General features: G+C 39.8%; 31 protein-coding genes. All 31 read right to left on the bottom strand.

The genetic code is table 11. The features are described from left to right. Nucleotides 1–368 precede the first annotated feature (368 nt). Nucleotides 369–698: a hypothetical protein gene (locus tag ACLD6A_RS00285; protein ID WP_009993955.1), complete on the bottom strand. Its 330-nt coding sequence runs from the start codon at nt 696–698 to the stop codon at nt 369–371. A gap of 145 nt (nt 699–843) precedes the next feature. Beyond that, nucleotides 844–1,146, bottom strand: coding sequence for an LPXTG cell wall anchor domain-containing protein (locus ACLD6A_RS00280; RefSeq protein WP_410313265.1), 303 nt, complete (start codon nt 1,144–1,146; stop codon nt 844–846). Nucleotides 1,147–1,673: 527 nt separating this feature from the next. After that, nucleotides 1,674–3,251 (bottom strand): recombinase family protein, encoded by a 1,578-nt coding sequence (locus ACLD6A_RS00275; RefSeq protein WP_410313264.1) that lies wholly within the window; start codon nt 3,249–3,251, stop codon nt 1,674–1,676. A gap of 1 nt (nt 3,252) precedes the next feature. Continuing rightward, entirely contained in the window at nt 3,253–3,657 is a 405-nt protein-coding gene (locus tag ACLD6A_RS00270; protein WP_410313263.1) for a recombinase family protein, read from the bottom strand. Next, the gene (locus tag ACLD6A_RS00265; RefSeq protein WP_410313262.1) at nt 3,654–5,222 is read right to left on the bottom strand and encodes a recombinase family protein; all 1,569 of its coding nucleotides are present in this window, start codon (nt 5,220–5,222) and stop codon (nt 3,654–3,656) included. Before ACLD6A_RS00265 ends, ACLD6A_RS00270 begins: the two co-directional genes overlap by 4 nt. Before the next feature lie 61 nt (nt 5,223–5,283). Beyond that, nucleotides 5,284–5,496 carry an SHOCT domain-containing protein gene (locus tag ACLD6A_RS00260; protein ID WP_004117908.1) on the bottom strand — a complete coding sequence of 71 codons (213 nt, stop codon included), beginning with the start codon at nt 5,494–5,496 and terminating at the stop codon, nt 5,284–5,286. Beyond that, nucleotides 5,483–5,893: an RNA polymerase subunit sigma-70 gene (locus ACLD6A_RS00255; protein WP_410313261.1), complete on the bottom strand. Its 411-nt coding sequence runs from the start codon at nt 5,891–5,893 to the stop codon at nt 5,483–5,485. Before ACLD6A_RS00255 ends, ACLD6A_RS00260 begins: the two co-directional genes overlap by 14 nt. A 147-nt stretch (nt 5,894–6,040) precedes the next feature. After that, on the bottom strand, nt 6,041–6,961 hold the full coding sequence (locus ACLD6A_RS00250) for a GH25 family lysozyme (RefSeq protein WP_410313260.1): 921 nt from the start codon (nt 6,959–6,961) through the stop codon (nt 6,041–6,043). Next, nucleotides 6,954–7,373: a holin family protein gene (locus tag ACLD6A_RS00245; protein WP_004118368.1), complete on the bottom strand. Its 420-nt coding sequence runs from the start codon at nt 7,371–7,373 to the stop codon at nt 6,954–6,956. The genes ACLD6A_RS00250 and ACLD6A_RS00245 overlap by 8 nt, the downstream gene beginning before the upstream one ends. Before the next feature lie 176 nt (nt 7,374–7,549). Further along, the gene (locus ACLD6A_RS00240; protein WP_410313259.1) at nt 7,550–7,885 is read right to left on the bottom strand and encodes a toxin; all 336 of its coding nucleotides are present in this window, start codon (nt 7,883–7,885) and stop codon (nt 7,550–7,552) included. Continuing rightward, on the bottom strand, nt 7,866–8,048 hold the full coding sequence (locus ACLD6A_RS00235) for a hypothetical protein (protein WP_065189411.1): 183 nt from the start codon (nt 8,046–8,048) through the stop codon (nt 7,866–7,868). Before ACLD6A_RS00235 ends, ACLD6A_RS00240 begins: the two co-directional genes overlap by 20 nt. Nucleotides 8,049–8,158: 110 nt before the next feature. Beyond that, the gene (locus ACLD6A_RS00230) at nt 8,159–10,966 is read right to left on the bottom strand and encodes a phage tail spike protein (protein WP_410313600.1); all 2,808 of its coding nucleotides are present in this window, start codon (nt 10,964–10,966) and stop codon (nt 8,159–8,161) included. Between the two features lie 12 nt (nt 10,967–10,978). Further along, nucleotides 10,979–11,641: a hypothetical protein gene (locus ACLD6A_RS00225; RefSeq protein ID WP_410313599.1), complete on the bottom strand. Its 663-nt coding sequence runs from the start codon at nt 11,639–11,641 to the stop codon at nt 10,979–10,981. A 2-nt stretch (nt 11,642–11,643) separates the two neighbouring features. Further along, nucleotides 11,644–14,211: a hypothetical protein gene (locus ACLD6A_RS00220; RefSeq protein WP_410313258.1), complete on the bottom strand. Its 2,568-nt coding sequence runs from the start codon at nt 14,209–14,211 to the stop codon at nt 11,644–11,646. 491 nt (nt 14,212–14,702) lie between these two features. Next, entirely contained in the window at nt 14,703–15,359 is a 657-nt protein-coding gene (locus ACLD6A_RS00215) for a hypothetical protein (RefSeq protein ID WP_032812428.1), read from the bottom strand. Nucleotides 15,360–15,486: 127 nt separating this feature from the next. Further along, nucleotides 15,487–15,651 carry a hypothetical protein gene (locus ACLD6A_RS00210; protein WP_020760689.1) on the bottom strand — a complete coding sequence of 55 codons (165 nt, stop codon included), beginning with the start codon at nt 15,649–15,651 and terminating at the stop codon, nt 15,487–15,489. Continuing rightward, nucleotides 15,648–16,013: a hypothetical protein gene (locus tag ACLD6A_RS00205; RefSeq protein WP_076002850.1), complete on the bottom strand. Its 366-nt coding sequence runs from the start codon at nt 16,011–16,013 to the stop codon at nt 15,648–15,650. Before ACLD6A_RS00205 ends, ACLD6A_RS00210 begins: the two co-directional genes overlap by 4 nt. Nucleotides 16,014–16,030: 17 nt before the next feature. Beyond that, complete coding sequence (locus ACLD6A_RS00200) at nt 16,031–16,603, bottom strand: major tail protein (protein ID WP_076002849.1); 573 nt, start codon at nt 16,601–16,603, stop codon at nt 16,031–16,033. Then, nucleotides 16,587–16,925, bottom strand: a complete 339-nt coding sequence (locus ACLD6A_RS00195; RefSeq protein WP_116691949.1) for a hypothetical protein — start codon at nt 16,923–16,925, stop codon at nt 16,587–16,589. Before ACLD6A_RS00195 ends, ACLD6A_RS00200 begins: the two co-directional genes overlap by 17 nt. After that, entirely contained in the window at nt 16,918–17,298 is a 381-nt protein-coding gene (locus ACLD6A_RS00190; protein ID WP_410313257.1) for an HK97 gp10 family phage protein, read from the bottom strand. Before ACLD6A_RS00190 ends, ACLD6A_RS00195 begins: the two co-directional genes overlap by 8 nt. After that, a complete protein-coding gene (locus ACLD6A_RS00185) occupies nt 17,295–17,627 on the bottom strand; it encodes a phage head closure protein (RefSeq protein WP_410313256.1) in 333 nt (110 codons plus the stop codon). Before ACLD6A_RS00185 ends, ACLD6A_RS00190 begins: the two co-directional genes overlap by 4 nt. Further along, a complete protein-coding gene (locus ACLD6A_RS00180; RefSeq protein WP_076002724.1) occupies nt 17,628–17,906 on the bottom strand; it encodes a head-tail connector protein in 279 nt (92 codons plus the stop codon). Nucleotides 17,907–17,931: 25 nt separating this feature from the next. Next, nucleotides 17,932–19,116, bottom strand: coding sequence for a phage major capsid protein (locus tag ACLD6A_RS00175; RefSeq protein WP_410313255.1), 1,185 nt, complete (start codon nt 19,114–19,116; stop codon nt 17,932–17,934). A 2-nt stretch (nt 19,117–19,118) separates the two neighbouring features. Next, nucleotides 19,119–19,862, bottom strand: coding sequence for a head maturation protease, ClpP-related (locus tag ACLD6A_RS00170; RefSeq protein WP_103084279.1), 744 nt, complete (start codon nt 19,860–19,862; stop codon nt 19,119–19,121). A gap of 116 nt (nt 19,863–19,978) precedes the next feature. Further along, complete coding sequence (locus ACLD6A_RS00165; protein WP_004104990.1) at nt 19,979–20,746, bottom strand: hypothetical protein; 768 nt, start codon at nt 20,744–20,746, stop codon at nt 19,979–19,981. 21 nt (nt 20,747–20,767) lie between these two features. Next, nucleotides 20,768–21,250, bottom strand: a complete 483-nt coding sequence (locus ACLD6A_RS00160) for a hypothetical protein (protein ID WP_016815963.1) — start codon at nt 21,248–21,250, stop codon at nt 20,768–20,770. A 338-nt stretch (nt 21,251–21,588) separates the two neighbouring features. Beyond that, nucleotides 21,589–22,836, bottom strand: coding sequence for a phage portal protein (locus ACLD6A_RS00155; RefSeq protein WP_410313254.1), 1,248 nt, complete (start codon nt 22,834–22,836; stop codon nt 21,589–21,591). 11 nt (nt 22,837–22,847) lie between these two features. Beyond that, the gene (locus ACLD6A_RS00150) at nt 22,848–24,440 is read right to left on the bottom strand and encodes a terminase large subunit (RefSeq protein WP_410313253.1); all 1,593 of its coding nucleotides are present in this window, start codon (nt 24,438–24,440) and stop codon (nt 22,848–22,850) included. A 127-nt stretch (nt 24,441–24,567) separates the two neighbouring features. Further along, a complete protein-coding gene (locus ACLD6A_RS00145) occupies nt 24,568–24,792 on the bottom strand; it encodes a hypothetical protein (RefSeq protein ID WP_116712577.1) in 225 nt (74 codons plus the stop codon). 151 nt (nt 24,793–24,943) lie between these two features. Further along, complete coding sequence (locus ACLD6A_RS00140; RefSeq protein ID WP_410313252.1) at nt 24,944–25,228, bottom strand: transcriptional regulator; 285 nt, start codon at nt 25,226–25,228, stop codon at nt 24,944–24,946. Between the two features lie 164 nt (nt 25,229–25,392). Then, on the bottom strand, nt 25,393–25,524 hold the full coding sequence (locus ACLD6A_RS00135; protein WP_410313251.1) for a hypothetical protein: 132 nt from the start codon (nt 25,522–25,524) through the stop codon (nt 25,393–25,395). Nucleotides 25,525–25,536: the final 12 nt, after the last annotated feature.

Raw genomic sequence — 25,536 nt, 5'->3', positions numbered from 1 at the left:
GAATATGTGCGGATAAATTATGCCTAAATCATATGAGGATATGGTCGAGGTCGTGGGTTGATTCCGCCGCGCTTGCTATTCTTGTTCATCTTTGCCTCCTTTCATAAGAACAATGCTGTATCTTATTTGCATCTTAATCTATGAAGATACAAATAATCCTAATACAGGATTCGCATTCTTTCCAAGTGTGTCTCTTATTGTGGAATAATTTTATATAAAAATTAGTAGTACATTATTAGACCTTAACTATTTACCAGTCTCAGCTCGTAGTACGTGTTTTCTGATATCCCTACTGTTTGGCAGAGTCCGGCTATTCGTATGTCAGGATTCTTTCTGTGGAATTGGTGGATAAGGTGTAACGCTTGGCTTCAATCAAAACCCTCAACTCTGCTCGCCATCTGGTCGAGGAATATGCTGACTTGCTTGTGTACTTGTTCTGGCATGCCGGACTGTGTGTAGTCGGTGTTTTCCCGCCTGTTGATGCAGCGTTCAATCCTTTTGCGCCCGATGAGGGTGGACGGCATTCCAGCCTGTGCAAAAATAACAGACGGTCTGACACCGTTATCGTATTGCTGGACAGCGTCTTTGTGGAATTGGCTTGTGTAGTAGATTCGTGTGGCTGTCGCGTGTTTGATAGCTGGAAGACTGTTGAGATAAGCACGTTGACTAGGGGTAAAGGCTGTGTCTTTTCTACTCATGAGTATGAACCGTTACGTGTGAAAGATTAATAAGAAATCAATAGAGGAAGAAGAAAATATAGAGTGAGGGGCCACACCATTGCACGGAGATAGTCCCGTGTGCATGTGCGACCCCTCGCCAGTTAATACTAAGCGTGTTTACGGGTTAATGCTTACGAGCATTTTCCTTGTTACGCTTAGTGATCATGATGCTTGCTCCTGCGCCCAGGGCTGCAAGAGCAGCGATAGCGATAGACACGACCGCGCTACCAGTCTGAGCCAATGGTGCAGCAGTAACACCGTTCCAATCATCAGAATCTTCGACTGGAGTGTCATAGCACACACCCGTATTACCACCATTACCATTATCTCCACCGTTTGGGTCGAATGGGTGATCGTTATGGGATGCGCATGGCACGATAGGTGTACCAGTCGTGTGACCACGGTCGGTATGATTCATCGTGTTCATACCAGTCAACGTGCCCTTGACTTCTACGTATTCGCCAGGCTTTAATACCAGGTTAGACCAGTTTGATTGACATTCCCCACTCCACAAGGTGGGTGCAAAGTGTGTGCACTTTTTAACGTTAACATCCTGTGCACTCAACCCCAGAGCGTCGACATGTTTCCTCAAACAGCCAAAACACACTCAAAAACCACGCCAAGCCAGCCTAAATCCACCGCACGCTAAACCTTTTAACGATAGCCCTTGCAAACCCCTGCTACACAAGGGCAAATTTGCACCCACCTATTAAGCCTTTGACATCAATACGACACTCTCGACGTGGATTGAGAGAACTCCAAGTATAGCTACACTTTTTTGAGTGCACACTATGGATAGTGGGTGCACTTTTTAACGATAGGAAAAGCTATCGTTAAAAGGTTTAAGATTGGCTTAATAGCTTGATTTTAGCATAAAAACAAAAAAACAGCCTAGAGATGATTCCCCCTAGGCTGACTTTTGTAACATTTCAAACGCTCACATTCTTTTGGCTTTTACGATGCCCTTTCAATATCCACACTAATCTCTGATTTAAAAGTTATACTGAACCTGTCCTCATAAACTTTTATTTTCTTGATGTACTTTCTTACCAGCTTCTCGTCATATTCACTAATATCGTGACGCTCACTTTTCAGAAAATCTTCCATTTCTCTGATTCGTCTTTTAGCATCTTCTTGACCTGCTTTTTCTATAAGAAGCTGCTGTTTCTTACCTTTAAGCTCATCAATCTCATCAGCTATTTTCGTGTAGTCTTTTTTAGCTTTAAGCAAGGTTAGCAGTATCGCCTGTTTGTCTGCAATTTTTTTATCAACCGTTTCAATCTCGTTTAAGTTATTGCCCGCGATAATTTCTCTAATACTGTTATTCAACGTATCCAATACTTCATCCGATATACTAAACACCTTGTTTATGGCTTTCACTATGGCAGATTGCAGTTCGTTCTCTTGTACTGTCGGAGCATCGCAAGCACTAGGACCGTTTTCCACTCTGGTGCAACAACGCCAGACAACAGAATGCACTCCTCGGTTGTTCCAAGCAATTCTTCTGTAAACATCCCCGCATTTAGAACAAACACACAGGCTGGATAGAGCGTACTTACTGGAATAAACTCTCCTTTTTTTATTCTCCTCACCGCTAAACATGTTGGCTCGTCTTAACATTTCTTCTTGAACTTTAAAGAAAATATCTCTTGGAATAATAGGCGTGTGGCTATCTTTTACATAATACTGTGGTTCTGTTCCATCATTTTTTATACGAACATGGTTAATAAAATCTGTCGTGATGGTTTTTTGTAAAAGAGCATCACCAATATATTTTTCGTTTTGCAAGATGCCTTTAATATTAGATAAATTCCATTTTAAATGCCCGGCACCGTTTTTAATGCCGTCTTTTTCAAGGCCCTCCGCTATGTCTCTAAGGCTTGCTCCTTCTAAATATTCTCTATAAATTCTTCTTACGACTTTTGCTTCCTGTTCAAGAATTACAAGATTCCCTTCATCGTCTTTTGTGTATCCTAAAAACCAGTTATGGTTGATTTGCACTTTGCCTTCCTGGTAGCGAAACTTAAGTCCAAGCTTCACATTCTGAGAAAGCGACGCTGATTCCTGTTGAGCTAAAGAAGCCATGATAGTAAGCAATAGTTCTCCGCTTGCTTCCATGGTGTTGATGTTTTCTTTTTCAAAAATGATCGGAATGTTTTTGTCTTTCAACTGTCTAACAAACTTTAAACAGTCGATAGTGTTTCTCGCAAAACGGCTAATCGACTTAGTGATAACCATGTCTACTTTGCCACTCATGCAATCGTGGATCATGTCGTTGAAACCGACACGTTTTTTCGTGCTAGTTCCTGAAATACCGTCATCAGCGTAGATGCCAGCAAACTCCCAGAGAGGATTTCTTGAAATATAATCCGTATAATGCTGAACTTGCGTATCATAACTTGTTGCCTGTTCTTCACTGTCAGTACTGACACGACAATACGCTACTACTCTTAACTTCGGCTTATCTTTATGCTTATCTACCGTATTCCCCGCTATTTTTCTTGGTGGAATAATTGTAACGTTGGCATTCATTTTACACCTCCTTGATTTGACTGTACGCGTATACTGCTTGCCGATAAGGATCATCGTATTTCTTTTCTATAACACCTATTTCGTACACGAAATCTGTTGTAATTAAAGGTTTTAGCTCTGTTATACGAGGTCTTTTTCTAAAATTGTTGGCTCTTAACTGCTGAACTTTATAAAAAGTTTCTTCATCTAAAAGACTCGGGTAAAGCGATGTTCCTAAGTACGTTTTATTTTTCAAAATATTGCTAATTACAGAATGTGTTTTATTAATGTTCACCGCTCGAGCCGTTTCAGAAATCGTTCCAAATTCTAAGAATTTACGGAAAAGTTCTCTCACTTTCAGAGCTTCTTTTTCGTCTATAACCGCTTTACCGTCTGCTATTCTGTAACCATATGGGATGTGTGTCATGTTTCTTTCACCTCTTCTTCTAATTCCAATCCGCATTTCAAATGAAAAATAAATTCTGTTCTGCTTTTAACTACGATATCGTCTACGAAATCCAGAAAATCCTCGTCCTTAAACTCGCTAAATACTTCTGTGACGCTTACGAACCGTTGAAGTTTTTGTGCCTCGTTTAAGTGCGTTAAGTTACCGTTTAAACTGTTGGAAAGCTGAAGTTTTTCCTTATAACAAGTATCCATTTCCGTTTTAAGCTGATTGCTTTCCAGATAGTAGGAATCCATCTCAATGTAGCCACCGGCGAAAAGCTTACTGAGTACTTGCTCTTGTTCTTGCAATTTAGCTATTTTTTCTTCAAGTTCGATAACCTTGTTTAATCCGTCTTTATTATTCACGTTTCTTAAGCTTTTTATGAAAGGCGTTAATATTTGAGCGGATGTTGCTTTGAGCTTGTTAAGCATTTGAAGAAAAGCTAATTTAACATACTCCTCTTTTACAGCTTTCATAGGGCAGCATTTAATTTCACGTATATGCTTGGTACAACACCAAACAACATAGGCTCCATCTTTTTTATGCCGGTCGTGTTTCTTTAACCTACTATGACAATTACCGCAGTAAAGTTTCCCTGAAAACACATATCTAGCAAGGTATTTATTACTACCGCTGGTAATATTTAGTTTTAATTTTCTCTTCTGTCTCAGCTCATGCACAAGATTAAAAGTTTCATGACTGATGATAGCCTCGTGATGGTTTTCAATAACATACTGTTTTTTCTCGCCACAGTTTTTATGACGGTTAAAACTATCATCCGTAAATGTTTTCTGAAAAATCACATCACCTGTGTATGTTTTATTAGTCAAAACAGCGTTCACGGTAGTTGAAGTCCAGTTTCCGCCCTTTTTAGTTGGAATCTTTTTATCGGCCAATACTCGTGCTATTGCTTTTCCGCCCATGCCGGAAAGAGCCATGTTGAAAATTTCTTTTACTACCCTGGCTTGCTCGGGAACTATAATCATTTTCTTATTCTCGTTTTTATACCCATACGCAGGGCAAGAAATGACGAAGCTTCCGTTTTCAAACCGTTTCTGAATTGCCCACGTGTTGTTTTCCGAGATGGATCTTGACTCGCTTTGTGCAATAGAACTCAGGATAGAAAGCATAAGCTCCGAACTCATATGCTCGGTATCAATGTTTTCTTTCTCAAAATACAAATAAATACCAAGACCGGTAAGTTTTCTAACTATTTCAAGACAGTCAACCGTGTTTCTTGCAAGCCTACTAATAGACTTTGTAACAATCCTATCTATCTGACCGCTCTCACAGTCTTTAAGCAGTTGTTTAAGACTTTCACGCTTATCGATTTTCGTGCCGCTAATACCCTCGTCAAAGTAAAGCCCCGCATACTCCCAGCAGGGATTAGACTTAATATAGTTTTCGTAATGCTCCTTTTGTACCTCTAGACTGAGAAGCTGCTCATCACTATCACTAGAAACTCTCGCATACGCTGCAACCCGCGTCTTTTTCTCAAAACCAGTTTTTCGCATTGTAGAGTCTATTTTTATTATTTCTTTCACTATTTCCCCTCACTTTCAGCTAATACTATTCATCACTCTAAAAGCAGTGTTTATCAAGCTTTTAACCCAATAATTCCTTGTAAAACGGGTGAAATTTTTCCCTGTTAAGACGGCTTATTTTTTCTTTTTCTTGCTCGCTGATAAGCCCTTTTTTAAAGAGTGAAACGGTAAGTTTTTCGGCTATTTCAAAACGAAAATCCGCCTGCATACTCTCTTTTGTCCAAGCTCTAGCTTTAACATCCTTTAGCCCGTGAGCATCATTACTTATCTGCATGATGCTCACCTCCAAAACGATGTTCTATATAGCAGGCGTGGCAGCAGTATTTTCTGGTTTTATTACCGTAAGAGATAAAAGAATTTTTGCAGTTAAGACAAGCACACTCATAGTTTGCCTGTCTTTTTACCAACTGTGTATGCTTGTTCCACCACGTGTTTCTACACGCGTCAGAGCAGAAACGTTTAACTTTTCTTCCTGTGTTTTGCTTAATTGGTTTTGAACAAGATTCACATAATTCCGTCTGTGTTTTCATAGACTGGATTACGCCTAGACTATTACGTTTGCAGTAGCTTTTAATCGTATTAACGGAAACATCCATACGGTTTGCAATCTGCGTATAGCTAAGGCCTTCATCTCTTAGTAATTTGACTTGCTGTTTTTCTTTTATATTCATTTGCCTGTGCCTCCTTACATCACAGGCAAAGAAAAAACAGTGTTTTTTAACCTATTGACTTGACAATTTAACCTTAAAAAATAAAAAAAGCCCGAGGATTGCTCCAATGTAGGAACAAGCCTCGGGCTTTACATGTTTCAAACTGTTTTACAAGAGTTCGTTTACTCGTTTTTGTACCGTAGCATAATCGTATCCGGCAGAAGTTAAACGCTGTTTACGAGTGCTACCGTTACCCCAAGCGCCTCGGATTACTTCACGGGCAAGCTCATCAACCGACTTTCTATAAGCTTTAACACCGAGAAGCTCATTAACCTTATTTTGCACGCTCGCATAATCGTATCCGGCAGAAGTTAAACGCTGTTTACGCTCATTTCCGTTACCCCAAGCGCCGTTAATAACTTCTCGCGCCACCTCATCAATACTTGACGTGCGCGCAGCTTGGTCAGAGCCGCCGTTTTTACACCCGTTTAGGCCAGCGTTTTTAATAATGCTCGGATAATCCACGTAAGCATAATCCATATCAACTCTGCCAGCTACTCCAGGCACACTGCCACTTGACGAGTATTGCCAAAGACCACACGAACCCTGATAATTGCAGTGCGTGTTCCACTGTGCAATCCACAAAGCGTAACGGTTTCTAACATGAGATGACACAAGATTATTAGCCACTGAAAGCGAAGTGTAAAAACCTGCATAATACCCGCAAGCTTCCAGCTTATTGCAAAAACTGGTAATCAGCGAATCGCAGAAAGCTCGCCCACGGTTAAGCTGGCTTTTCTCTTCCAAATCAAAGTAAACAGGATACTCAAAACTCTTACCTGAAAGCATGTTCACACAGCTTTGAGCTTCCTCAGCCGCCTCAAAACCAGAGTTTGCGTACGAATACCAGTAGGCTCCCACGTCAAGACCAGCTGTTTTTGCTTTACGATAGTTCTGTTCAAACCACTTGTCTTTGCATCCGATACCGTATCCTGCTCGAATGATCACAAACTCAACGCCGGATGCTTTCACCGCGTTGAAATCAATGTCACCCTGCCATTCTGACACGTCTATTCCTTTTTTACTCATGAGTATTGTCCTTCCTGTTCTTGTCGTGTAATTGTTCTAAAACGTTTTTTAATTTCTCAGGCACGGGAAGCCCCAGGTGAGCCGCGTTTTCGGTTAAAGATAATCCTTCGTTAGATAGGTAGAAGAAAATTACCGCGGTTCTAATCACGCTTCCTTGCTTCAAAACATGAAAATCTATAATGTTTGCTATACCAACAAGCATAAAAATGAGCACCTTTCTAAAAATGCCCTTAAAACCAATGCTGCTAGACAGTTTCTTATCCGTAACAGCACACATCACGCCTGTAATATAATCCGCAACCACAAATAAAACGAGCGCGAGGATCAGCCCGTCGCATCCGCCTAAAAAGTATCCCAGCCAGCCGCCTACCAGTGTGAAAGCCAGTTGAGCAATATTCCAAAATCCTCTCATAATTCTCCTTACAAGTTTTCCTAACATTTGTCAGTACTCTTATAAAAACAAAAAACAAAAAGTAGAAAGTAATAAAAAAGGGCAGGCATGGTTTAACCCACACCTGCCCTAACATTTCAGCATTTCAACATTTCAACATTTCAGTATTTCAACTGATATTATTTTTCAACACATGACTACTCCTTAACACATTCTTCAGCATCTTCACTTTTCCCAGCCGCTTCATCTTTTTCAGTTTTTTCGTCTTTTTCGGCTTTTATTTTCAAAATTTCGTCGTTAAGTTCGCGTTCTCTAGAATTAAAATAGTCTTCTAACTGTTTCACATACGCTTCATATTCCATCGAGTTTTCCGCGATCACCGCCGAACGCATATCAGATAATACGCTTGCAACAATGCCTTCTATCATGTAAGTAGGTATTGGTATTTGCTTATTCAACTCGACTATTTTTTCGTTTAACTCAGCCTTATATTTTTGCACAGCTACCGCGTAGCTAATTGTCGGTTTTACCACTACTCTCCTCCAATCTTTTTAGAATAATATCCAGCTTGTGGCTGATTTCGCATAAAATTTTCGTATTATCAACTACAGGTGTTGTAATACTTTCTGTCACATCTTTTAAGCGCGTACCCTTATTAGCCACTATTTTGTTTGTGGGAATAATGAGTTTCTCCATAACAAATTCTCCCTTTATTCTCCCTATAACAAATTCTCCGCCAACGTTCACTTCCACGCTTCCATCAACGCTTCCGCCAACGTTTACTTCCGCGCTTTACTTCCGCGTTTTTAATAGTATTTAACTTTCATGAGTATCCCGTTTTTAAACACCATGTGAGCGTTAGAACCCCATTTTGAAGCTTTACCATCCTGGTTCATTTCAATAATCTGCACATAGTTAATATCCGCGTCTACTCCTGCACCGTCTTGCCAAACAGGATCTATAATCTTGTTACCGTGCATGTAAAAGTTGCATCCAGCGTGAATACCATACTCTTTATAAATGCTTTGTGAACGTGAAAAACACAGCATAGTAGCGTATGTTTCTTCATCAGCTGATTTACGCTGCGCGAAAGCCATATACTTTCCGTCGTTAGTAAGATGAAAAACTAGACCCTTGTGAGAATTATCTTCTTCCCACTCGCCGGTTCCAACATAGCCAATATACACGCCGTTACGGTAGAAGTTGTTCCCATTTTTATCAAAAACAGCTCTTTTATGATCCTCATCAACTTCACCATCGTAAAGCTCTATCTGCCCGGGTGTTATTTGCACGTATTTACTCGAATGGTTAAACCCGAGAAGGAAACTGTTATAGTTTTGCTGCATGAAACTACCAAAATCACCTTTTTTAACCATTGAAGATATGGAATCTTCTACTATGGTTAGTTTAGAAATAGCCTTATCAGCCGTGGATTTAGCAGCCTCAATGTCTTTATCTTTAACTCTCAGCCAATCGAACGTTCTAAAACTACTTATACTGTCAGCGGAAACGTAATGCCACAGTTTGCTTGTTCCACCTTTATACGGGTGTTCAGACTCAGGATAATTTTCACCTTCAACCTCAATAATGTTAATATCTTCAGGCAGTTTAGACACGTATCCTGAAATTTCTCCTGAATACTCTTTTGTAATGCTATCAATCTTAAAACCATAATTGTCAAACGGAGACCAGTTAGTTCTAAAATGTAGCCAAAACTCACTTGATGGAACAAACACTGTTGCGCCAGAAATTTTTTCACCAGTTAAACCCGGTATAGCGTAAATTTTATCCTCATACTTGTAAAAAATGTCTACAAAATCGTCAAAAGCTGATTCCGTATGCGACTTCTCATTAAATTTTACGGCTAAACTTTCCTGCTTAACAATAAGCCGGTAAGCGTAGCCGGTTGACGTGTCGTAGAAAAAATCACCAACATGCTGCATTTTTTCACTATCAGTCAGCCACAAGCTCATAGGAGCGTTAAACTGGCTTGGAGTATACGAGCCGTAATAGTTACCGTTTTTCTGTTTAAGACTATGGTTAACGCTTTCAACACCAGCCTCAATCTTACCGTCTGTAACATTCAGTTTCGTGTTGATTTCACTTATCGTGTAATAGTTTTCAAGCCGCCTACCAGTGTCTTTTATAGCCTCGTTTTTTGCTTTACTAATCTGCTTTTCTACCTGCGAAGTGTAAGAAACTGAAAGTTTTTCCGCGTCAATCGAATGCCCGATAATCCTGTCACCATACACCATGCCGTCAAGAGTCATCGCAGTACTGTAAGGGCCTGAAAAACCGTTATGGCTTCCAGCAATACCATTCATGTTAACCTGTAAAACTTTCGTAGCAGTGTTCTTATCAGGCGTATCCATGTAAAGGTCACGAACCCACATGCCTTTACTATCGTATTCGCTTATCTTATAGCCGCTTTGAGAATTACCCATTTGCGCTTTAATATTATCGATCGCAGCTTTAACACGCTCGTTATCAATTTTTCTAGCTTCAACCGCTTCTTCTTTTAACGTTTGAACAGCATGCGACACGTTTTGCACATACCCTTTAGAAATCCTGCTCGCAAGCACGATTCTCATTTCGCCTGGTTTTTGAATCGGTATAGTCTGTTTTACTACAGGAAACACACGGTCCATGCCGAACTGTGGAGCGAGGCAACGAACCCTATCCCCACACTTAATCGTCGCATAATGTAAACCTAACGCGGATAAGTCAACCGCGCTAAGGCTTATTTCTACATGCTCAAACTGGTTATCCTGTAACCATTTAACAGCTTTACGCATAAGATTAGTTGGGACTGTCACATTATTAAAATTAATAACTTTACAAACCCAGCCGAATGTTTTTTGCGCTTCACGAGATACTATATAGTTTTTCCCATTGTTTATTGAAGTAATATCAACATGCTTTTTAAGAACCTCGTTTTCACCATTCTCGTTTTCCAACTCTTTGCCGAGAGGAATAACCGCTGTAGTAACATCCTCTGCTGAAAGGTTTTCCGCGTATTCAAGCAGGTTCAAGCCGAAACTAATATGCTGGCTTGTAGCTTTACCTATTTCTTCTAAACGTAGGTAGTCTAAGTAAAGTTTCCCGTCTTCTTTTCTAAGACGCAAATATCCGCCAAGTTTTTCAACCATTTTACCCATGATCGCTTCAAGCGTGGTTTCAAAATTAGTAAACCTGTAGAGTGAATCATTCGAGTCAGATACTGTGACGAAACCAATTCTTATTTTCTTATAATCATCTACCTGACTGTTATGAGCTTGTAAAAGTTTTTCTAAAAGCTGGTAGGAACTCTGATCATGATATTCTTTCTGAGGTTGAATACTATCAGCTAAGTAAGTTAACAACCCTACGCAAGTTACTTTCTTACTACCATACAAGTTTTTTACTTGCTCTCTAACCTCGCCGAAGAAAATCTCCTCATCGTCACGCCACACGCTTACTATTGATTTCCGGTTTTTAATAAGCTCATAGCAAGGGTTTTGACTAGGGCAAGTAAACGTTAACGTTCCCGCAGTGTTAAGCTCCAAGTTTAACGTAATATCATCAAGTACTGCTTTATCATCATTCGGATAGTAAATCGTATTACCGTCAAGCATGATCCTGTACACTCACAACCACCCCCTTTTATAGGAAATATTTACCATCCCGTTTCCAACGAATGTTAAGCGCATGCTTATTTTTGAACGAAGCTGTGGGAAACGGTTAAAACCTGTTTTAATCTCATACTTTTTACCATTAGAATCCAGTAGCATGCTGTTAGATGACAGGTTGTTAAATTCTGGAATCAGTGTCATGTCAAAATCGTGAACGAGTGTTATTTCACGCTTATCATCTACTTGCACACCCCATATTGTGTGAACACCATCCGAATCATCTACACTATACTTATATGGTTGCAGCTTATAGTTGAGTGTGAGAGTTGAATAGTTTTTATCCGATTTAAAACCACTAACCCACACTCGACCCTGATAGTAGAACAATGGTTCATCATCAAGAGACAGTTTCACACTCTTACCGTGGATTAACGTTTTAACACTATGGCATGTTTCACTCCACTTGTTTTTGTTTGCAACAATGAATTCGAAACAGCCTTCACGCATCTCGTATAACACTTCACCAGCAAGACTTTCACTAATATCAATACTTTCCTGCCTGCCTGGTATTTGCAAATACTCTAATTTAGGTTCTGGAAGCTGAACGAGCGGACGGCTTGTAGCAACCAGCCCTAGATCGTTAAAACTATGCAACCCGTTTATTAGCATCCCATACACTTCTACCACCCCCTTGTTTTTCTTGTTTGAAGCTTGAAAAGCTCACTGTCCATCCTGCTAGCAATACCACCCACTAGTTCACCAGTGTCGAGCACAATACTCTGGTTAGAAAACTGTGGGAAATACGCGTCCATAATCGTTAGAATCTGGTTCATAACATTAAGCATTTGCGTGTTTGCTCCCGCGCTCATATTCTGCAAAGTATCAAGCCCCATGATCACTTCCGGGCCTTTCTCTCCGCCGCCAAGCATACGCCCGTTTTTCTCACCGAAAATAGTCGCCCCGTTTAACAGCATCGGCTTGTTCATTGCTTTCTTATACCAGTCGATAGCAAGATACGGTACAGACGGTGGCGTAAGAGAGAATTGTCCTTTAATACTAAAATGCGGCAGTTTAATATGAGGAAGACTAAGTTTTATGCCAGAGAAAAACCCTGTTATAGCGTCGATTACTGCTTTAACCTTGTTTTTCGCCGCTTCAATCGGAGTGATGATAGCGTTTTTAATACCATTCCAAACTGACACAACCGTGTTTTTAATACCGTTAAACACAGACTTAACCATGTTTGCTACTGAATTAAACACTGTTGAAATGCTTGTTTTAATACCGTTTACCACGCTCATGATCGCGGTTTTAATACCATTCCAAACACTTGTTGCAGTGTTTTTAATACCGTTTAAAACGTTAGTGAAAAACGATACGATACTATTCCAAACGTTCATGAAAAAGTTTTTCACACTCGACCACAGTTTGTTCCAACTAGTGCCAAAGAAAGACAAAAACACGTTAAAAACGTTTTTTAACGTGTTCAATACTGTTATGAACGTGTTTTTAACCGCGTTCCAAACAGCGGTAAAAATTTCTTTTACACCATCCCAAAGCTGAGACCAGTTACCGGTAAACAATCCTATAAAAACGTCTAAAACGCCTGTGATTAAATCAAGAACGGTTTTGAAACTAGTAAAACTTAAATTTAAAGCGCCTTCAAACAGTGGAGCTAGAATAGCACACAAACCATTCCACACTGTTTTAAGCCCTTCAACAATACTCGTAAAATCAATACCAAGGCTTGACAGTTTTTCTTTAACACCATTAACAAAACCGGTGAAAGTTTCCTTAATTTTCTCCCAAACAGCAATAACACTGTTTCTAAACTCTTCGTTAGTGTTCCATAAGGTTACAAAAGCTGCTACCAGAACACCAATAACCGCAACAACCGCGAGTATTGGCGCAGATACTCCACCTAAAACAGCGCCTAACCCTTCAAGAATACTAGATCCGGAAGTAAAACTTGCGAACATTTTACCTATAAACAAAGCTAGTTTAGAAAACCCTTGTATAGCAACACCTATTTTAGAAATACACGTTCCAAGAACCACTAAAAAAGGGCCGACTGCCGCAGCAATCAGCCCAAGTGTAACTATAAGTTTTTGGCTTTCTGGAGAAAGCTGTTTAAATTTAGAAAGCCATGCTGAAATTTTCTGCATTAATGGTGTTATGACGGGAAGTAAAACATTACCAATAGTCGCAGCAATATTCTGCAACTCTGTTTTTAGAATCTTCATAGAACCCGAAGCGCCCGCGGCTTCACGCCCAGCCTGCCCTTGAGCGTCAGCAGTCTGCTCCATAATAAGAGCCAAAGTAGCAGCCTGTTTCGCTTGCAAGCTCATCGCGCCTCTACCATCATGCAAACCCATGGCAAGAGCTTTAGCTTTAATAGTCGCCTCGTTAACACCCATACCATAATTGTCAAGCATCGCATTATTACCTTTAAGCGCGCCTGTTAAAGCAAGAACAGCAGACTCGGTTGTGCCACCAAACATAGCAGACAAGTCGCCTGCAAGAGCAACCAGCTTCTGACTCATCTCGGCTGCTTCAGCATCACTTTTCCCACCAATATTTTTCAACATCGCGCCCATAGTATTCGCATACTCTAAAGCTTGACCTTGAGCAATACCATAATAGGATTTCAAACTTCCTGACCATTTAAGCATTCTGTTAGCAGACTTACCGTAAATCTGCTCTGTAGCCCCCATAGCATCCTGTAAGTCTGCTGCAGCAGTAAAACCAGCAGTACCAATAGCAGCAATCGGCAGCGTAACTTTCGTGCTTAAACTTTGACCAAGAGATGACATACCATCTCCTAGTTTCTTTATCTTTTTGCTCGTACTATCAAACTGGCTACTAAGCTTGGTTAAACTAACACTACCTACCTGTTTTAATTTTTCTTTTAAACTATCAAGATTATTTTCTGTCTCAACAATCTCACGCTGCAACGCATCATACTTGTCTCTGCCAAGCTCCCCGTTTTCCAACTGTACTTTAGCCTGCTTATCCGCCTGTTTCAAAACGTTAAGCTTATTAGACGTTTCTTGGATTTCTTTCTGCAAAAAAGCCTGCTTTTGGCTTAAAAGCTGCGTGCTAGTCGGATCAAGTTTCAAAAGCCTATTAACATCACGAAGCGACTGTTCGGTTGAGCGAATAGTCGAATTCACCTGTTGTAAAGACTTATCTAAGCCTGTAGTATCCCCACCAATTTCAACAGTAATACCTTTAATCCTGTTTGCCATAACTTCACCTCCTTCCTAAAAATAGGCATGAAAAAAGCACCTACTATTTAGTAAGTGCTAGAAATAATCTTCCATGATTAATTTATCAGTAAATCAATCTATTCAAGTTCTTTAGTTCTATTTCATTTATATTTATGTTCGTATAGCCGTCTTTCAATAATTCTACTCGTACAGATCTAAATAAATCCTCACATACATCTGGACGATTTAATGTTTTTAATCGATCATCATAATGTACTGTAGTTGTCAGAAATAACTTATCACAATCTATTCTAGTTGGTCGCGTAAATGGATTCCTAGATATATCTGGCTGCTCATCATGATAATGAACCATTGGGTTTCTAATAAGCATATAAGGTTTTAGTGTTTGACATTTAATATACTCATACACTGTACCCGAATGTTTATTACAAATATACATATGTGAAGCCACAGCCATCCCATCCGATATAGACGGATAAGGCACTTTCATCCTCACAACATCTTTTTCGTTAATCAATCAGAAGCCTCCCTTCTTCGTCAATATCGACGAATACTGGATTATGGAGTTCTTCATTTTCCGCAAGAGTAAGCATCATATCGAAATGTTTCTCCGTAAGTAATTCCGAATCAGATTTTGAAAATACAAAGTATTTTTTATCTAAATTTATAATTTTTGAGTTTTCTACCATATTTGTTGAATACATTGCATCTAATGCATCGATCAGTTTTTTATCATTATAATTGAAGTCCGATTCATCTAAATCTACTTGATACTCACCAGACACAATGCGATTTTCTTTTGATTTCCAAAGATTCATCTGATGTGTAAGATCAGATAATTCCTTTTCCGTCATAGTACCAACTATAAAAGCGCATTTTTCAGCCCTTTTAACATTAATAGCTTCAACATTTTTATCATACGCATTCTGAGCCGCCACATTAAAGCTTGCTCTTTCCTTAGTATAATCTCCCCAAACATTACTAAATACCGGACCTTTTTTATACCCTCTTAAATGACTAAAATCAGGTGTTTCTCCAGATACTTTCGTAAAGGCTTCATAAAACAGCAAAAATTTTTGCAACTTTAAAGGGGTCTCATATGATGTATTGTCATTATTCTTTAGCCAACCACTTAAATATAGTTTTCTTTCATTTGAATAAATCATATTCATACTCCTTTCGTAAATCTTTTCATTTTACATCAATCTGATATTAATGTAAATATATTTTCCCATTTTTTGTGCTTATTACTATATTTATCATTATCATACCAAAAATACTCAAGTCTTTAAATTAGAACTTATCAAACTCTGCTTGGCTTGCGAGCTTATCGTATTTCACACTATCGTTTGCTTTCTCCGTCCACATGTCTAAAACCATGCCAATGGTTAAAAGATCCAGTTCGCAAATACTAATCCCGATTTCTGTGCATCTAAGAAGAAACAACGCGGTTGTCATTTGCCGTGTTGTTGTTTTAAATTTTTTTTAGATTTTACTTCAGTTTCCAAGTTTGCTCCCCAAAGTTCTAGAATTTCAGGAAGAATCTCGTAGATAGAAAACATTTCAAACTCGTCAAGCCACTCATCAATACTCGCTGGAATAGTATTATCCGCGTGATAAGCCATGATATAAGCCACGTTTTCAAAAATTTCAAGATCTGCTATTTCAAAAACACCCTCGTTGATTTTAAACGACTGCTCTAATTTTGACAGGTCTTTGAAAATATCACGCTTGAATTTAATACGATACAGTCTTGGAATAGTTGCGGAAGAACGAAACTTCACGTCTTTACCATTTACTTTTACTGTTTTTTCTAACACGTTTACCCCTTTAAAACTTATTTGTTTTCCGCGTTAGCCTGCGGAACATACACGCTCTTATACCAGTTCTCATAGGTTTCTTTTGAAGTAGTGTCACCACTCCTAGATTTCACCAAACCATCTTCTCTAGGATCAGCCGTAAGCGACAAAGTTTCCGTACCCGGTTCTATAGTGTCTTCCTTAGTTTCTGACTCGATAGACGGTCGTGTTGCTGAACAGTTATATAAAACGTGTCTGATCGCGTTCACGTCACCATCAAACTCAAACAGGAGCGCGAATTTTTCTGTTTCACTAATCTTCGCGTTCTCAACCAGCACACCGTTTTTATCTAGTTCTTCTCTCAGTATTTCCGTCCTAAACCATTCAGGTATAAGAGCAATTTCCAAGTCGCCACTGTAACCGTTGTTAGCAGTCGACCTGAAGTAAACAATCCCGTCAGCGTAAAACGGTGAGGATTCACCCTCAGCCTCAAGGCTTATACTCACCGCCCCTGGAATCGGCTTAGGCTCATCGTAGGAGAAACCACTCGAATCTTTTTTAAGTTTTGCCGCGTACACGTTTTTCAGATTGTATTTAACCTTGTTTCCCATTTATTGTTACCTCCATTTCAAAAATGTAGAGTGTTTCATAAAGCTGTTCCGACTCTATGAACGCTTCTGTTTTGTTATAAAAAATGCCGTGCCTATCAAGCACGGCCTCAACTTGTTCTTCCAGTACGGGGTTCTTATAGTCCGCGTATAGTTCAATATGAACTTCGTTTGCTTTAAAATACGTTTTCCCGTCTGCCGCAAAATTACTGCTCGCAGGCGTTAAAAACAGGAGAAAAGGCGGATTAGGTGATTCTCCCTCAGCAAAATGGTGATAAGCGAAAGGAAAACCTATCTCCCTCATAATGTTTAAAAGATTACCCATTTTTAACCGCCTCCTCTATTTCTTTTTCAAAACTTCGTACTGCTTTACTTTCAGCCTCAGCAATGTGTGCTCTAGCTTCCACGCGTCCGCCTCCTCGTTTAGCATGACCGTACTCTAACAAGTGTGTAAGCTGATACTTGTTTCTAGAATGCACTACGAGAACTAGTCTGCTGCCTGTTTCGTTTAATGTTTTAACAGCCCAACTTTTCGCATACGCGCCAGTTCGTTTAGGAGCTGTCACGTTAATTTCTTCTTTTGCTGTTTTACCAGCGTTTTTTACTGCTTCTTTTACTTTCCCGGTTGTAACTTTCGCGTAAGTTTTAAGCTCTCTAATAACTTCTTTAGAGAGGCTTCCAATACTTACTTTGCTCACTTTTTACACCTCTTACAGTGAAGTTTCAGGCTTTTCTTCTTATAATTCATGTGGTCAACACCTAAAATCTCATAAACCGTATCATGAAAAATAACACGATACCTGGTGGATGATATTACAGTGGTTTCTTTCGAATATCGGATAGTAAAATCTATTTTTGACTCATCCCACACGTTTCCTGCATTAGTCTGCTCAGATGGGCTTTCAGCACTCACCGTAGCGTAACACTCGTAATATTTACTCCACTTAATCTTATGATTACCAACCTCATCAACCTCTACACTGTTTTTAAGCAGCACAATACGCTCGTTTAATAAGCCTATTCTCATTTAAAACCCCGTTTTTCTAACAGTAAAAAGCATCGAACGTAAGGTGAGAGTTAGCGCGTGATGGTCTGCTTCTTCCCGATGCTCATACAAGTAGCCTGTAGCGTATAAGACTGCGAGCCGATACTCGTCAAAGTTTTCACTAATCAAACTAGTATCGTTTTTACGAGCCACTCCCTGGCAGAGTTTTTCAGCAGAACGAATAAGGGTGTTGATAAGCTCATCATCTTCTCTACTATCCACCCTAAGATAGTTTTTTGCTTCCTCAACTGTAACTATCATCAACACCCCTCCTTAAACCATCTTTTTAGGCTGCTACGCTTGTTTTAACAGGCAGAATCTGTACTGCTTCTTTAAGCACGAGTTTGCCGTCTACACGCTCTTTAGCAACAAAACCTATCATGCCGTTTCCAGCGAAAAGCTCAGTAAGCTCTTTAAACGAGCGTGAACCACGGTCGCCAATGTTGTAGTACGAGTAGTCGCCAAAAGCCACCATGTTTTCAGGCGCGTAAGCAGACGTGTATACCGGGTATCCGAGAATCCTGTTCGGCTCATCATCCTGGTATGAAGGCTGCCAAACGTACGCACCGTTATTGTCTTTAAGTTTTCGTATGCTCGCGACTGTTTTATCGTTCATAATAAAACTCGCGTTTTTACGGTATGGTCGCCTCAAAGCGTGAACAAGATCAATCAGATCATCAGTTTTAATACTGGTAGTTTCTTTAAGGAACGTGCCGCCGTCTTTCTTGTTGAAAATACCAGTCGGTTTTCCAACACCATCCCCGTTAAGAAAAGCGTCTTCCTCAGCGTTAGCCAACGCCATGCCGAAGGATGTAAGAATATGATTCTCGAGGTTAAACGCATTATCATACAAGAGTTCTTCAGTAACTTTTACCGCAACGTGAAGCTTATGAGCGTCAAGCAGGATTTGCGCAAACTTGGAATCCCCAAAGTTAAGGCTTGCGCCTTCTTCAATCCAAGCTGCTGCAGGATCACTCATCGCAACATTAATCTTATGCTCTCCACTAGTGGTAATCGTGGTAGCAAGAGAGCGAATAATGTTTTCTTCTTTCAACGTTTCAATCAGACGATTATCGTATTCTTCCGGCACAAGATACCCGCCGTCAGCGTCCACGCCTTCCTGCAACACGTTATCGACTCGTTTAAAATTACTTCTAAGAGCTGTAAGCATTGCCTGCTTATACTCGTCACGCGCACGACCTTGTTTTTCAAGGTTCACACCTGTTTTCATAGGTTTTGCAACAATCGCCTCGGATGTTGGTTTTGAAAGCTCCTTATCCATTTTTTCCATCTGTTCCAAGCGTTCAATTTCCTTACTGTAAGCTTTCACTTTCGCTTCCATCTCATCATAGGTTTTCGCGTCTTCTTCTGAAATAAGCCCGTCCTTGTCACGTTTAGACTCAAGGAAAGCTTTTGCACCCTGCCAAGCCTTATTACGTTTCTCAACCATGTTTGAAATAGTGTTCATCATGTTTACCTCCAATTTTTGATTAAAAAAAGACGATCCATAAGATCGTCTGCACTAATATTGTTTGTTTCCTTACCGCTTATCCGGCAGGCTTTAGATATTTTTTCCAATAACGTGTTTTGCACGCTTAATTTTGAATACAATGTTGAAACTTGTGGTATGCCAATATCAGTGGTTTCACCTCTAGTTAAAACACCGTCCGCGAACCCGAGTTCTACCGCCTTGTTAGCATCCATCCACGTTTCCGAATCCATTAAATGCGAGAGTTTCACACGGTTAAGCCCTGTTTTAATCTCGTAAGCGTTAATAATGGACTCTTTGACCTCATCAAGCATTGATATTGCTTTTTCCATTTCGCTTCTGTTTCCAAAAGCAACAGTCATAGGATTATGAATCATAAGCATTGACACCGGGCTCATATAAACCTTTGTCCCAGCCATAGCAATCACTGATGCAGCCGAAGCTGCAATCCCATCAATCTTGACCGTCACACAACCCTTGTAATCCATGAGCATGTTATAGATTTGTGCCGCAGCCACACAATCGCCGCCAGGTGAGTTAATCCACACGGTAATATTTCCACTACCAGCGTTTAACTCGTCTTTAAAAAGTTGTGGTGTAATATCATCATCAAACCATGATTCTTCAGCAATCGTACCGTTAAGAAACAGTGTCCTCTCAAAAATCTCATTATTCTCATTAGTCTCATTGTTTTCCTTTTGGTTTTTCCACTGCCAAAACTTCCTCATTACCTTTTTCCTCCTCTCTTATATAAAGAAGCGACCAAGATTTTCTTGGTCGCTTCATGTTCGTATAACACTCATATAATACCTAAAGAACTAGCTTTACAGTTAAATAATCCACCTTACTTGTATGCTCTTCCATTTAAGGAAACTAGAGAATCAAATAATTGTGTTTCATCTAGAATACTCTCAGTTGGAGTTCTTTCCGTTATTGCAAGTTCTTTATACTTACTAGTAATTCCCTTAACAGCTTCTAATATCGATGGTTTAGAAACTTTGGAATCACTTTTCCTATACTCTTTAATTAAATCAGAAACTGCAAAAATCCCTAATTCCTTAAATTTCTGAGTTCGGTCATGATCATTCAAAGTTTCATTATTACTGATTCTTTCAACATTAAACCTTGTATTGTTTACTTTTTCGTCATAAGCCATCCTAAACTCTAACGAATTTTTCCAACCATAGTCAGAATTGTAAACAAACTTTTCGCCAGTTATGTCTTCAATAGCCATAGCTAGAATATATTCATAGCATCCAGCATCTCTACTATCATAAATAGCATCGTAAAGAGGTTTAATTGCCTTCAGTCCCAGTTTCAATATTCTTTGATAGTTTTTAGAATTCCTAATAAACTTTCCTGGATGTGCCTGCATAGCCACTTGTGGATTAGTCTTCGTCTCAGTTTCTAATTCCACCATCAACTTATTCATGGATCCCTTTATATCATCTAACGTTTCAGCATAAGCTACGTTTACTGGCATCAATTTATGAGCTATATTCCCACTATTCTTTGATGCTGGATTATTTCCAATAATAAAAATTCCAGTAAATACAAATAGAACCAATAAAAGTAAAGTTCCTAGCGAAATATACATTTTTTTCTTAGACATAGTATTACACCTCCTAGAATTCTAATTCGCAGTGTATTTGTGTTGCAAAGAACCATAAACAGAATTAGGGTAATAAGGATCATGACTACCATGGTTAAACAGCTCCAATTGTCCCCATTTAGCACGGCACCACTTAAGACCAGTAACCTTTGCAAAATGAACAATTTTATCAGGAGAATGACCATACGCTAGAATAAATGGATCATATTTATAAGGTCTATAACCTTTCTTTGCCAGATAATTATCCAATTGCGCTTTAGTAGCACCATCATCACCAAAGTCACTAGGCCATTCGTACGTCATACTACCAGTTGCAAATCCTAGACAATTATATGCTGGCGTAGCCTTATCGCTATAAAACCATGTCCATGAAATACTATCATAAAACGATTTTGGTTGAGATAAAGTATACGCATAAGCAACAGAATTGGATGTGAAAAACAACATTCCAACAACCATTACATAAGTGGTTATTGCTGATAACATCTTTCTTTTTCTAATCATTTGTAAGCACCTCCTTAAAAACAACATCTTTAACTAAGATTGAGATTAATCAGCTTTTATCTCGAATAATCACTATTCTTGTACATTTTATGATTTTTTTATAATGTCACATAAATTATTCCATTCTTTCTGCTATTATTAATTTGTTGTATACTCTCATAGTGTAGGATATTATCTTAGCTAAGTATCCATAGAGATTAAATTCTATTTTTCGCTTAACGTTAAGATAATTCGTTATGTCTTCGTTGCCTAAATGATTCATCCACTGTCTAAACAGTTATACTATAATAATGTTAATATAATATGTTATATTAATATTATCAAGACACAAATTTATCTTAATCACCTAACTTATTTCTACCAATTACAGTGAACGCTCCCGCACGGTTAAGCGGGAGCATGTTACCGTTAATCAAATACAAGTCACCACCCTCACAGGCGGGAATCTTATCCAAGTTTTCTAACTGTCTAATATCGTTTGCGCTCATCCAACCGTTTTGACGAGCGGTAGCATAACCATTCATACGACTCTGATAGTCTCCTCGAAGAAGACCATCCACGTTAAACTTCACATAATAAGTTTCTTTCTCCTTATCAGTAAAAAGCCGCCTCGTAATAGACTGTTCAAAACGCGCCACCCAAGGATCCAGCGTGTATTTAACAAACTCCAACGACTGCTGCTCAATATTAGAAAAACTCGACTTTTCTAAATCACCAACCATGTGTGGTGGGACTCTAAAAATACGAGCAATCTCGTTAATCTGAAACTTACGAGTTTCAAGAAACTGTGCTTCGTTAGGCGAAATAGAAATAGGCGTATACTTCATGCCTTCCTCTAAAATCGCTATCTTATGCGAGTTAGAACCCGAGAACCCCTTATTCCAACTATCCCTCATACCAGACGGATCTTTTACTGTACCGGGGTATTCCAAGATGCCGCTTGGTGTAGCACCGTTAGCGAAAAACGATGCACCATACTCTTCCGTAGCTATCGCCATACCGATAGCGTTTTTTGCCATCGCAATAGGCGAATAGCCAACAAGCCCGTCAAAACCAAGACCGGGAATATGAAGCACGTCAAAGGGTTTAAGTTTCACACTCGTTTCTTTACCCGCTAAAACATCACTATCATTTAACGTATACTCGTAAAAAATTTGGCCACTCTCATCACGGTCAACTCTCATACGATCAGGCATTAAAGGATAAAGCCCTAATATTTCGCCTTTACCGTTTCGAATAATCTGCGCGTAAGCATTACCCCATAACAGTAGATGCGTCATCAAGGTTTCTCTAAACACGAAGCTTGTCATTTCAAGATTCGGCTCATCATGAAGCACCTTATATAAAGGATGTTTAATCGCTTTAGCCGTACCCGTACTCGTCCGCTCATACACGTGAAGCGGCAGACTCGCCACCGCTTCAGACAGGATACGCACACACGAGTAGACAGCCGTCATCTGCATCGCCGAACGCTCATTCACCCTCTTACCCGAAGAAGACATGCCACTAATAAACCTTTGAGCATTCAAGTTAAAACGATTCTCCGGCTTATCTCTGCTCTTAAAAATCTTACTAAAAATACTCATGACCCACCTCTTTACATGAATAGGATTCCTCGAGCGTCATACACGCTTTGAGTGTTCGCGTTACCGCACCTTATAGCACGGTCAAGCGCCATGATAGTTGCGATAGCACCATCGATTTTCTCGGTTGATTTTTCCTTATCGGCTTTAATGTTCCCTGCAGGATCAGTGCGGATGAAAATGTTATCCATGTTCCAGCGAAGCACCGGATGAGCGGAGTGTGCGATTTTCTGCTCGAGTGTAAGCTTCATAAGCTCCTTGGTAGGCGGACTCATATCCTTGAATCCTTGTCCGAAGGGAACCACGGTAAACCCCATGTTTTCAAGGTTTTGCACCATTTGCACAGCGCCCCAACGGTCGAAAGCAATCTCACGAATATTGAAACGTTCACCTAAAGTTTCGATGAATTTTTCAATAAACCCATAGTGAACAACGTTTCCTTCCGTAGTTTTAATAAACCCTTGTTTTTCCCACACGTCATAAGGCACATGATCTCGTTTCACGCGCAAACTCAAGGTTTCTTCAGGCACCCAAAAATAAGGTAGGATACGAAACTTATCCGACTCATCTTCTGGTGGAAAGACCAAAACAAAGGAGGTAAGGTCGGTAGTGCTTGAAAGGTCAAGACCCCCGTAGCAGACCCTGCCCTCTAGTTCTTCCTCATTCACCTGAAAACCGCAAGCATCCCACTTTTCCATCGGCATCCAACGAATAGACTGTTTCACCCACTGGTTAAGACGAAGCTGACGGAAAGCATTCTCTTCACCAGGATTTTGCCGGGCTGACTCGAAAGCAGCCTTAACTTTCTCCATTTGAACCGTCACCCCAAGAGAAGGATTAGCTTTCTTCCACACCTTAGGATCAGTCCAATCATCCGAATCTTTTGCACCATAAATCACTGGGTAAAAAGTTGGATCAATTTTCCTACCCTCGAGAATATCAACTGCTTTCTGATGCGTCTCATAGCAGATAGAATGCGTATCCGTACCAGCCGTGGTAATCAGAAAATATAGTGGCTGCATGCGAGCATCCCCGGAGCCTTTAGTCATCACGTCAAAAAGTTTACGGTTTGGCTGCGTGTGAAGCTCATCAAACACGACACCGTGAATGTTAAACCCGTGTTTAGAGTACGCTTCAGCCGACAACACTTGGTAGAAACTGTTAGTTGGTAGGAAAATAATACGTTTTTGCGAAGCTAAAATTTTAACCCTACGATTAAGAGCCGGACACATTCTAACCATGTCCGCCGCCACATCAAACACGATCGTTGCCTGCTGACGGTCCGCCGCACAACCATAAACCTCGGCACGCTCCTCATTATCCCCACAGCATAAAAGCAAGGCTACTGCAGCAGCCAATTCACTTTTACCCATTTTCTTAGGTATTTCAATATACGCGGTATTAAACTGGCGGTAACCATTCGGTTTCACCACGCCAAACAAGTCCCTGATAATCTGCTCCTGCCAGTCAAGGAGCTTAAAAGGCTTACCAGCCCACGTTCCTTTCGTGTGTGTTAAACATTCGATAAAACTCACGGCATAATCCGCTAAATCCTTACTATACGTTGAATCTTCTTTTTTAAACTTAGTAACCTCGTATGCTTGCAACTTAAGCTCCTCCTTTCTTTAGGCATAAAAAAAAAAGACGCTTACTTGCGTCCACATCATTTCTTAGTTTTTCTTAACGAGAAACAGGGCCTAAAAGCCCTGCTGCTTTTAACTAAACTTAAAGTTTTTAGTTTCTAGCGTCGAGGATCATTTCTAAAGCCTCGTTTGCAAGCTTGCTTGTTGGCATCATGTCCCAGCCTCTATCGTAGTTTGCGATAACCTTGTTATTGTTTTTCAAAGTAAGCTTGGAAATTCTTCCCTGGTTAATCCCATATTCGCTTGGCTCTTCAAAAACCTTCATGCTGTAGCTTACAACCTGATTTTCTACTTTAAGCGTATCTTGTTCCCACATGGTTTTGCTCCTTTGTTTCTGTGTTTTTTGTTAGTACTATATATCACTCTAAAAGCGCATAATAGCAAGCCGTAAACGAGAAAAAATCGCGGATAATTCCACGATTTTTCTCCAGCCTTCCAACCCTATGGCTGACTATCCCCCCTTTCTTTTAGCTTCTTGCTTGTTGAATCGCTTGATAAGCTTTTTGAATATCCTTGTCCAAGGTTTCAGCATCCGCAAACAGTTCAAACTCCGTATCGTTTAGTTTTCCTTCGCTTACCTTCCAAAGCTCCTCGTGGGCTTTCATGGCGCAGGTTTTTGCTGTTTGCGCGATATCGAGCATGCTGATAGCCGAACTAATTTTCCCTTCTTCAGCTTTTTTGACCGCGTTTAATGCGTAGCGTCTGCATGTTTTAACTTCGTTTGCGAGGTTTTGTAAAATTTCTTTTTTCATAAGGTTTCTCCTTTGTTTCTGTGCTTTCTGCTAGTACTATATATCACTCTAAAAGCGCGCAATAGCAAGCTTTTAAGCCAAGAAACACCGGGTATTTACACGTTTTTTCCCCACCAGTTTTCGCTAATTTTTTTACTCTTAAAAACCGTTAAACGTTTCTAAAATCATGCGGAAATAATCATCACCCAAAAATCATCTACTACAGTAAAACATGCTTTTACAAAAACCTCGTTCTCTTGCTCTAAAATCGTAAAGGTTTCTTCAACCAAAGAGCCTGTAGTACAGTCTTCACTCAACTCGTACGCCTG

It is taken from the genome of Gardnerella sp. Marseille-Q9691 (assembly GCF_046507715.1).
Lineage (GTDB): Bacteria > Actinomycetota > Actinomycetes > Actinomycetales > Bifidobacteriaceae > Bifidobacterium > Bifidobacterium greenwoodii.
Note: the sequence above shows the minus strand (reverse complement) of the source record. Positions and strands in the feature narration are given on the sequence as shown.